This is a genomic window from Vibrio sp. D173a, from assembly GCF_030248475.1.
The window spans coordinates 1-668 of sequence record NZ_JAHGAH010001573.1; the positions used below are offsets into that span (position 1 = coordinate 1).

Here is a 668-nt window from a genome sequence, read left to right on the forward strand (position 1 = left end):
ATTAACATTAAAGTCGTCACTCTTAAGCTCGCCCATCAATGTGGTGATGGAGGCAGGCATAACAGGTAATTCATTCAACAACGCCTTAGGTGACAGCAACAGCTTTTCAATACGCGCAGCAACAAAGTCACTGAACGGATCCGACTCAGTATTGAGTCCCGATTCACCAAATAGGTAGTTAAGAAAGTCCGCATCGTGCGGGCTTAACGGTGTATTAGCTCTTAACGTGTGCTGAGGTGTTGGTGCTTGGTGAGTCTCTGATTGGGCAGATTGAGCGTGATTTACGGTGTTGTTATTTGATTCTGAAGAGGCTCTTGTTGGTTGCCCCTTTAAAGAAGGGAATAGTGCTTGCAACACTCTTTTAAACATTGCAGTGGGATCCTAAAACAAAGTCATGAGGCGGATATGCCAATGGCTTAATTATCTCACACGAAATGTATAAATTAAATCAATGAAACTTTCATGCATTACAAACCCTTACGCATGGTTACTTAATTGTTAATGACTGTGAGCTATAGTGCGCCCGAGTGTTAATAATTAAATAATCAATAACACGAAATTGGGATAATAATTAGAGAGAGATTGTCATGCTTGTCTTTACAACAGACTCATTAAAGCTGGTTTTAGATTTACTAAAGACTGCCGACTACACACAACACAACATCTAT

Annotated in this window: 1 pseudogene; it reads right to left on the minus strand. The window is 40.3% G+C overall.

The window, feature by feature from the left end:
- Positions 1-369: pseudogene (locus KIV40_RS35530) on the minus strand (HDOD domain-containing protein); the annotation flags it as partial.
- Between the last annotated feature and the right edge of the window lie 299 nt (positions 370-668).